We start from the raw sequence: 8,185 nt of genomic DNA on the forward strand, positions 1-8,185 counted from the left end.
CTAGCCCTCGCGCGTTCCGATTCGCCGGAAAGCCGCCCGAATTTTCGCGGGATTCAGCGCCGGGCGCTTGCGCTCGCGCGCCATCGGATAGAAGCAGAGCCCGATCAGGATCGCGGCGAAATGACCGATCGCGGTGAAGTTCACCCCGTGGCGGGTCATCGTCAGCAACGGGAAGCCGAAGATGACCAACAGCACCCCGAGATAGCCCCAGCGCCAGGGCCGTGCGATGTGATAGGTCAGCACCGCCATCACGCCGACCAGAAAATAGCTGACCCCGATGTCGCGGGCGTGCACCAGCCGTTCCGGCGCCTCGTGCTCCTCGATCGCGAAGTACAGGATGCCCTCGCTGATATAGGTGGCCAGGATGTGGGAGGTCAATCCGATTGTGAGCCAACGTAACTGGCCCAGCCAGTGCTCGGCCGGCGCGAGGAACAGGGAGAACAGCAGCAGGTATGGTTCAAGGTTCTTGCCGTCGATCCACAGCAGGCTGGAGAACAGCACGTCGAGCGGGTCGGTGCCGAGCGCGTGAATGTTGGTGGAGCGGTGCAACAGCACGGAGTGCAGTTGCCGGCCGGGCAACTCGTTCTGGATGATCGTCGTGATCGCCAGCACCAGCAGCCAGGTGTAGGTCAGCGGCGCGGTGACGACGAAACGCCACACCGCGAACCAGATTCGCCGCAGCCGTGTCCCGACCGATGCGTTCGCCACGTGGTCCACTTTGGCACGCCTGGCGTGACACGGTGAAACTTCGGCTAAGACGCCTCGGGTCGCAGGTGGCGCCACCAGCAGTAGATGTAGAGCAGCATCGCGTTCACCAACGCGACGATCACCCACAGCGTGACGGTCACGTCGATCCATGACCCGATGGGCGGCGAGTCGGGCAGGGCGTTGCGCAGCGGCATCACCGCAAAGAGCATCGCGGCATACCAGGTCGTCATCGGCGGCTGAAACTTGCGCCGGTCGAGCGCCGTCTGCAGGGCGACGAACAGGCCTATCCCGGCGAGGGCGATCAGCATGGCGACGATGACAGCGGCGAAGGCCACCGTGCTCGGCGACCGGTGCAGCTCCACCCGGTAGGGCGCGGGGATATCCGCTTTGCCGCTGACGGGTATGTCGACGCGCCAACCCGGAAGGCGGTCGACGAACGTCACCGACGCCCGTTGCGGCACTTGGGAGGCGCCGTGCAGCAGGTCAACCGTGATCGGCCCGGAGTGGTAGTGGTCGAACGGGTAATCCGACGGGTCCCCGGTGATGGTCAGCGGGACGGGAATCACGCCCGGCACCATGCCCTTCGACCAGGTGCGCCGGGTTGGCGACACCGCCGAGTGGACGGCGACGGTGAGGTCCTCCTTGAGGCCGCCCGTCAGCGGATCCAGCAGCTCGGGCCCGGGCGACACGGTGACGTTGCCGGTCAGGCCGCCCTTCACCGACTGAAGCTCTTGCAGATCAATTGTCACGGTGGTGCCGTCGGGCGTGGGCTGGCCGTCGGTGACCTGGCGGGGGCAGCCGCACCCGGACTTGGAGTAGAGCCCCACCGTGATGGCATAGGTCGCAACGAAGAGGACCACCAGGCCGATGATCAAGACCCTTCCGAAGCGTCTCCCCCGCGGCGACGGACCATCAGCCGACAACGTGCCTCCCCTTCACTCGGATGAATTGTCCGCGCGGAGAGACTATTCGACGGTGACGGACTTGGCCAAGTTTCGCGGCTTGTCGACGTCGTAGCCGCGGGCCTGCGCGACCGACGCGGCGAACACCTGCAGCGGGATGGTCGACAACAGCGGCTGCAGAAGGGTTGACACCGAGGGGATCTCGATCAGGTGATCGGCGTAGGGGCGCACGGTGTCGTCGCCCTCCTCGGAGATGACGATGGTCACCGCCCCGCGGGTCTGGATCTCGCGGATGTTGGACAGCAGCTTGGAATGCAGCGTGGCCTGCCCCTTGGGCGAGGGCATCACGACGATCACCGGCAGCCCGTCCTCGATCAGCGCGATCGGGCCGTGCTTGAGCTCGCCGGCGGCGAACCCCTCGGCGTGCATGTAGGCCAGTTCCTTGAGCTTTAGCGCGCCCTCCAGCGCGACCGGGTAGCCGACGTGCCGGCCCAAGAACAGCACGGTCGACGATTGCGCGAACTGATGCGCCAGCGCGGCGACCGGCTCGATGGTCGCGAGCACCCGGGCCACCAGGTCGGGCATCGCCTCCAGCTCGCGGTACTCGCGCTCGACCTCGTCGGGGTACTTGGTGCCGCGGGCCTGCGCCAGCGCCAGGCCGACCAGGTAGTTGGCGGCGATCTGCGCCAGGAAGGTCTTCGTCGAGGCCACGCCGATCTCCGGTCCGGCGCGGGTGTAGAGCACGGCGTCGCACTCGCGGGGGATCTGCGAGCCGTTGGTGTTGCAGATCGCCAGCACCTTCGCCTTCTGGTCCTTGGCGTGCCGGACCGCCTCCAGGGTGTCGGCGGTTTCCCCGGACTGCGAGATGGCGACGACCAGGGTGCTGCGGTCCAGCACCGGGTCGCGGTAGCGGAATTCGCTGGCCAGCTCGACCTCGACCGGCAGCCGGGTCCAGTGCTCGATCGCGTACTTGGCCAGCAGCCCCGAGTGGTACGCGGTGCCGCAGGCGACCACGAAGACCTTGTCGATCTCGCGCAGCTCCTGATCGGAGAGCCGCTGCTCGTCGAGGACGATTCGGCCGTCGACGAAGTGCCCGAGCAGCGTGTCGGCGACCGCGGTGGGCTGCTCGGCGATCTCCTTGAGCATGAAGTAGGGGTAGCCGCCCTTTTCGGCCGCCGCCAGGTCCCAGTCGATATGAAAGACACGGGCACTCGCAGCGTCGTCGTTGCCGTGGAAGTCGGTGATGCGGTAGCCGTCCGCGGTGATCACGACGGCCTGGTCCTGTCCGAGTTCGACGGCGTTGCGGGTGTGTTCGATGAACGCCGCCACGTCGGAGCCGACGAACATCTCGCCGTCGCCGATCCCGAGGACCAGCGGGGTGGAGCGGCGCGCGGCGACGATGGTGCCCGGCTCGTCGGCGTTGGCGAACACCAGGGTGAAGTGGCCCTCGAGGCGGCGCAGCACCGCCAGCACCGAGGCCGTGAAATCACCAGCAGTCGCCCCGTTTCGGTAGGCCTGCGCCACCAGGTGCACCGCGACCTCGGTGTCGGTGTCGCTGGCGAACTCGACCCCGGCCGCCTCCAGCTCGTGGCGCAGGGCCGGGAAGTTCTCGATGATGCCGTTGTGGACGACGGCGATCTTGCCCGCCGCGTCGCGATGCGGGTGCGCGTTGCGGTCGGTGGGCCGGCCGTGGGTGGCCCAGCGGGTGTGGCCCAGGCCGGTGGTGCCGGCCAGCGATTCCGGCGCCGTCGCGGCCGTTTCCTCGATGGCCGCCTCCAGGTTGGCCAGCCGGCCGGCACGTCGCCGCACGGTGAGTTTGCCGTGGCCGTCGACCAGGGCGACTCCCGACGAGTCGTAGCCGCGGTACTCCATCCGGCGCAGCGCGTCCATGACGACCTCGCAGGCCGGGCGCTGCCCGACGTAGCCGACGATCCCGCACATTCTGACTAGGGTACGGCAGGCATCCCGGCAACCCGCCTTTGCGCGGCTGACCTGCGGCTAACCCGGACAGTCCGCCGTCAGGGCGGCGCCGCGGACCGGAATCCACGCCCGGCCCGACCACCCGACGTCACCGCGGGTTCATTTGAATTCATGCCTTATTCATAAATCCGAAGCTCATTTCACCTGATGTATTACCGACGTTTTCGGAGGCGTCATTGCCGCAGCGAACTGTGCATTTAAGCTTCGCAGCATCGGCTAGTACTGGCAACCACCGGGGAGTAAGGCGAAACCGCGAAATCTATGGCACCGGGCCAGCGGAAAGGGACGGCACTGACGCTCGCCAGATCAGGAATGACGACTGTTCAGCTAACCCGTAGGCGCGTCATTTTCCGCAATCCGTGAACACAAAAACAAATCCAATATCGGGCGTGTGCCGCATTCGGATAAAGACAACTCTTGAATCTTTCGCCCGCGTAACAGCTTCCAGGAGGGAATCATGACCGCTGTTCTGTACGACGAGGTGGCGACCAGCCCGCCCGCGACCCGAGCGGCCGTCAAGCCGGCGCCGAAGCAGCCCCGCCGGTCGCCGATCGGCGCCGGGGGCGACCCCTTGGCGGACGCCGCCGCGCATTTGCTGAGCATCCCGCTGCGCCAGCTCTACGCGGTGCTGTGGCGGGTGGGCCTGATCGAGGTCATCGCCTAGGACGCCATGCGCTAACGTCGACGCGTGGCCCGCACCCGCAAGCTCGTCGCAGCCCTCAGCCGCCGTGGCCCGCACCGTGTTTTGCGCGGCGACCTGGCCTTCGCCGGTTTGCCAGGGGTGGTCTACACGCCCGAAGCGGGCCTCAACCTGCCCGGCATCGCGTTCGGCCATGATTGGCTCGCCGGCGCGGCCCGCTATTCGGGCCTGCTGGAGCACCTCGCCTCCTGGGGCATCGTGGCCGGCGCCCCCGACACCCAGCGCGGGCTGGCGCCCTCCGTGCTGAACTTCGCCTTCGACCTCGGTACCGCCCTCGACATCGTGGCGGGGGTGCGCCTGGGACCGGGCAACATCAGCGTGCATCCCGCCAAGCTCGGCGTGGTGGGCCACGGCTTCGGCGGCTCGGCCGCCGTGTTCGCCGCGGCCGGGATGCCCGACAAGCCCGCGGCCGTCGCGGCGCTCTTCCCGGCGGTCACCAGTCCCCCGGCCGAGCAGCCCGCCGCGGCGCTGAAGGTCCCGGGCCTCATCCTGACCGCGCCGGGCGACCCGAAGTCGTTGAACTCCAACGCCCTGGCGCTGGATGCCGCGTGGGAGGAGGCCACGCTGCGCATCGTCGCCAAGGCCCAGCCCGGAGGGCTCGTCGAGGGTCGGCGACTGACGAAGGTGGTCGGGCTGCCGGGCCCGCACCGAGGCACCCAGCGATCGGTCCGGGCGCTGCTGACCGGATACCTGCTCTACGCGCTGGGCCGCGACAAGAAGTATCGCGACTTCGCCGATCCGGACGTGAAGCTGCCGCGGACGGTTCCGGTGGACCCCGAGGCCGAGCCGGTCGCGCTCGAAGAGAAGGTCGTCGCGCTGCTGAAGTAGCGAGTGGTCAGATCACTTTCGGAGCCACAGTTCGAGGCCGACCCCTTCCGCCCGAATTTCCTTTTCGCGGAAGGGAATATCCGCCAGCAGCTGGTCGACCTGCGCTCGCGTGTAGGCCCGCTTAAGCAGCATGAACCGGAACGTCGCAATGGTCACCCAGCGGTCGACCAGCCCAAGTCCCATGGTGCGGAAGTAGTTTCTGATCTCCGACATCGGCACGTCCTTGTGCAAGTCGACCACCAGCGCCGTGCCGCCGGGCCGCAGCACGCGATGCATTTCCGTGAGCGCCTCGTGCGGTTGGGTGAAATTCTTGAACGCCGCAGTGCACGCCACGAGATCGAAGTTGTTGTCCGCGAAGGGCATCGCCGAGGCGTCGCCCCGGCGGAAGTCGGCCTCGACACCCGCCGCGGCGGCGTTGTTGCGTGCCAGGTCCACCATCGTCCGGCTGATGTCGAGCCCGGTCACCCGACGAGTTCCATCCTTTGCCAATTCGATCGCGAGGTAGCCCGGTCCCGGCGCCACCTCTAGCACATCGCCGCCCTGCGGCACCACCTCGCGCAGGCGCGCTGCCAGCGCGCGGAAGCGCTCGATGTCCTTGCGGGTGCTCTTGGCATACCAGCGGGCGATCACGCCCTCCATGCCGATTCCCCGATACGCTTTCGTCGTCGGTGCCGTCATGTCCAGAGTCTCCTCGCTAGGAAAGTATCTTAGTCAGTGAGATACTTATTTTTTAAAGCGAGTTGAGGTCGATGTCAAACCCTAAGAACGCCCAGTTGCGCGAGACGCTGGTCCGTACCATCAGGCAGTTCATCGCGGGGAGCATTCTCTACAACCAGCAAGTCGCCGACCGGGTGGGCCTGCGCCTCACCGACATGCAATGCATCAATGTGCTCGACCTGATGGGGCCGTCGACACCGGGCGAATTGGCCCGCTGCACCGGGTTGACCACCGGCGGCGTCACGGTGATGCTCGACCGACTGGAGAATGCCGGCTATGTGAAGCGGGAGCCAAACCCCCGCGACCGCCGCAGCGTGCTGGTGCGCTTGAATCCCGCGAAACTGAAGAAGGTGAACGCCTTCTACGGGGAGATCAACGAGCGCATGGCCGGCCTGCTCGATGACACGCCGGAATCCGAACTCCGCTCGGTCATCGACCTGTTCTCGAAAATGAACGCTTGGCGGACGCAACAACCCCGGTCCTGAAGTCGTCGCGCCGCTGACGTGATTGCGGCCCGGCGAGTGGGTAGTCGCTGACCATGCAGTCCGTGGCTGAGCTTTACGACCGCTGGATCACCGAACTCTGGGCCGGCCGGCCGATCGCGGCCGAGATCGTCACCGAGGACTTCGTGGGTCATTGGCCCGACCGCGACGTCCATGGACCCGACGAACTTCAGCGGACGGTTGCGCAGACCCGAAGCATGGTGGCGGACTTGAACTTTGCGGTACAACTCGGCCCGCTCTGCGACGGCGACCTGGTCGCGGCCCGCTGGATCGGCCAGGGCCGCGCTGCGGAGGGCCCGGTCTCGTTCACGGGCAACGACATCCTCCGCCTCAGCGCCGACGGTCAACGTTTCGCGGAGTACTGGACGGGGACCTCGGCGAGCTGAGATGCCGGCGACGGCGCGCCGCGACGCCCGTGGTAAGAGTCGTTGATGCGAATCGGGATCGCTCTGGATTACTCGGGCGGCTTTCACGAGGCCGTCGACCGAGTCGTCGAACTCGAAAAGGCCGGCATCGAGGTGGCGGTGGTGGCCGAGGCGTATGCCTTCGACGCCGTCAGCCAGCTCGGGTATCTGGCCGCCAAGACCAACACCGTCGAGCTGGCGTCGGGGGTGTTGCCCATCTACATCCGCACGCCGTCGCTGCTGGCGATGACCGCCGCGGGCCTGGACTTCGTGTCCGACGGGCGGTTTCGCCTCGGCATCGGCACCTCGGGGCCGCAGGTGATGGAGGGGTTCCACGGCGTCGAGTTCGACGCGCCGCTGGGCCGCACCCGCGAGATCGTGGAGATCTGCCGCCAGGTGTGGCGCCGCGAGCGGGTGCAATACGCCGGCAAGCACTACCAGATCCCGTTGCCCGCGGACCGCGGAACCGGGCTGGGCAAGGCCCTTCAGCTCATCAATCATCCTGTGCGCGAACGAATTCCAATCTCGATCGCGGCGCTGGGCCCGAAGAACGTCGAGCTCACCGCCGAGATCGCCGAGGGCTGGCAGCCCGTCTTCTACCTCCCGGACAAGGCCCATCTGGTGTGGGGCGATGCGCTGGCCGCCGGCGCCGCCAAGCGCGACCCGGCGCTGGGGCCGCTCGACGTGATGGTGCACGCATCGCTGGCCATCGGCGACGACGTCGAAGACCGGCTGGCCTGGAGCAAGCCGCAGCTCGCCCTTTACCTCGGCGGGATGGGCGCCAAGGGCCGCAACTTCTACCACAACCTCGCCACGCGCTACGGCTTCGGCGAGGTCGCGGACCGGATCCAGGAGCTGTACCTGTCGGGGCACAAGCGCGAGGCCACCGCGTTGGTGCCCGACGAGTTGGTGCGCGAGATGTCGCTCGTCGGCCCCCGCGGATACGTCGCCGAACGCCTGGCCGCCTTCGCCGAGTCCGGCGTGACGACGCTGCTCGTCAACCCGCTGGGGGCCGACTCCGACGAAGCGATGCGCTTCGTCCAGGACGTGCTGCGGATGCGCCCCGCCTGAGCCGTCACTGTCCGGCCTGCGGAAGCTGGTCGGCGGCAATCTCGCACGGCGTCGACGCCTCGACCGCCGGCGGCGCCGGTGCGGGCTCCAGCGGCGCGTCGACCGGCGCCGGCGCGTCGACGGGTGCCGGCGCGTCGACGGGTGCCGGCGCGTCGACCGGTGCCGGCGCGTCGACGGCCGGCGTCGCCGGCTCATCGACCGGCTGAGCCTCGTCGACCGGCTGCGTCTCCTCCGAATCGCGTTCCTCGGCAACGTCTTTCGGGTCGTGGAACGGATCCCCTTCGTCGTCGAACGCGTCGTCGATCGCCGCCTGGTCGTCTGGCGGGCCTAGCAGCGAACCCATCGCATCGACGATCCGATTGGCCAGCGCTC

At 67.7% G+C, this 8,185-nt stretch carries 9 protein-coding genes and 1 pseudogene; 5 read left to right on the forward strand and 5 right to left on the reverse strand.

The genetic code is table 11. From position 1 onward, the window contains the following. The 3 genes from AWB92_RS08545 to glmS form a co-directional block, all read right to left on the reverse strand. A complete protein-coding gene (locus tag AWB92_RS08545; protein WP_068180966.1) occupies positions 1-681 on the reverse strand; it encodes a rhomboid-like protein in 681 nt (226 codons plus the stop codon). Between the two features lie 71 nt (positions 682-752). Then, positions 753-1,631, reverse strand: coding sequence for a DUF4436 domain-containing protein (locus AWB92_RS08550; RefSeq protein ID WP_346962945.1), 879 nt, complete (start codon positions 1,629-1,631; stop codon positions 753-755). Positions 1,632-1,673: 42 nt separating this feature from the next. Then, positions 1,674-3,551 carry a glutamine--fructose-6-phosphate transaminase (isomerizing) gene (gene glmS / locus AWB92_RS08555; RefSeq protein WP_085184939.1) on the reverse strand — a complete coding sequence of 626 codons (1,878 nt, stop codon included), beginning with the start codon at positions 3,549-3,551 and terminating at the stop codon, positions 1,674-1,676. A 496-nt stretch (positions 3,552-4,047) separates the two neighbouring features. Here glmS and AWB92_RS08560 point away from each other — a divergent pair, with 496 nt between their 5' ends. Together AWB92_RS08560 and AWB92_RS08565 are read left to right on the forward strand one after the other, a co-directional pair. Continuing rightward, complete coding sequence (locus tag AWB92_RS08560) at positions 4,048-4,254, forward strand: Rv1535 family protein (RefSeq protein ID WP_085184940.1); 207 nt, start codon at positions 4,048-4,050, stop codon at positions 4,252-4,254. A gap of 24 nt (positions 4,255-4,278) precedes the next feature. Further along, positions 4,279-5,118, forward strand: a complete 840-nt coding sequence (locus AWB92_RS08565; protein WP_085184941.1) for a hypothetical protein — start codon at positions 4,279-4,281, stop codon at positions 5,116-5,118. Positions 5,119-5,130: 12 nt separating this feature from the next. Here the strand turns inward: AWB92_RS08565 and AWB92_RS08570 are convergent, their stop codons facing one another. Then, positions 5,131-5,796, reverse strand: a complete 666-nt coding sequence (locus tag AWB92_RS08570) for a class I SAM-dependent methyltransferase (RefSeq protein ID WP_206601292.1) — start codon at positions 5,794-5,796, stop codon at positions 5,131-5,133. Positions 5,797-5,891: 95 nt separating this feature from the next. Between AWB92_RS08570 and AWB92_RS08575 the strand changes: the two genes are divergently transcribed. From AWB92_RS08575 to AWB92_RS08585, 3 genes are read left to right on the forward strand one after another with little or no spacing between them, the layout of a single operon-like run. Then, positions 5,892-6,320: a MarR family winged helix-turn-helix transcriptional regulator gene (locus tag AWB92_RS08575; RefSeq protein ID WP_158090370.1), complete on the forward strand. Its 429-nt coding sequence runs from the start codon at positions 5,892-5,894 to the stop codon at positions 6,318-6,320. A gap of 53 nt (positions 6,321-6,373) precedes the next feature. Further along, a complete protein-coding gene (locus tag AWB92_RS08580; RefSeq protein ID WP_085184944.1) occupies positions 6,374-6,724 on the forward strand; it encodes a nuclear transport factor 2 family protein in 351 nt (116 codons plus the stop codon). 45 nt (positions 6,725-6,769) lie between these two features. Continuing rightward, complete coding sequence (locus AWB92_RS08585; protein ID WP_085184945.1) at positions 6,770-7,813, forward strand: LLM class F420-dependent oxidoreductase; 1,044 nt, start codon at positions 6,770-6,772, stop codon at positions 7,811-7,813. Between the two features lie 4 nt (positions 7,814-7,817). On the opposite strand, the pseudogene AWB92_RS08590 reads toward AWB92_RS08585, so the two are convergent. Continuing rightward, positions 7,818-8,185 (reverse strand): annotated as a pseudogene (locus AWB92_RS08590) (hypothetical protein); the annotation flags it as partial.

The organism is Mycobacterium sp. IEC1808 (assembly GCF_002101935.1).
GTDB lineage: Bacteria > Actinomycetota > Actinomycetes > Mycobacteriales > Mycobacteriaceae > Mycobacterium.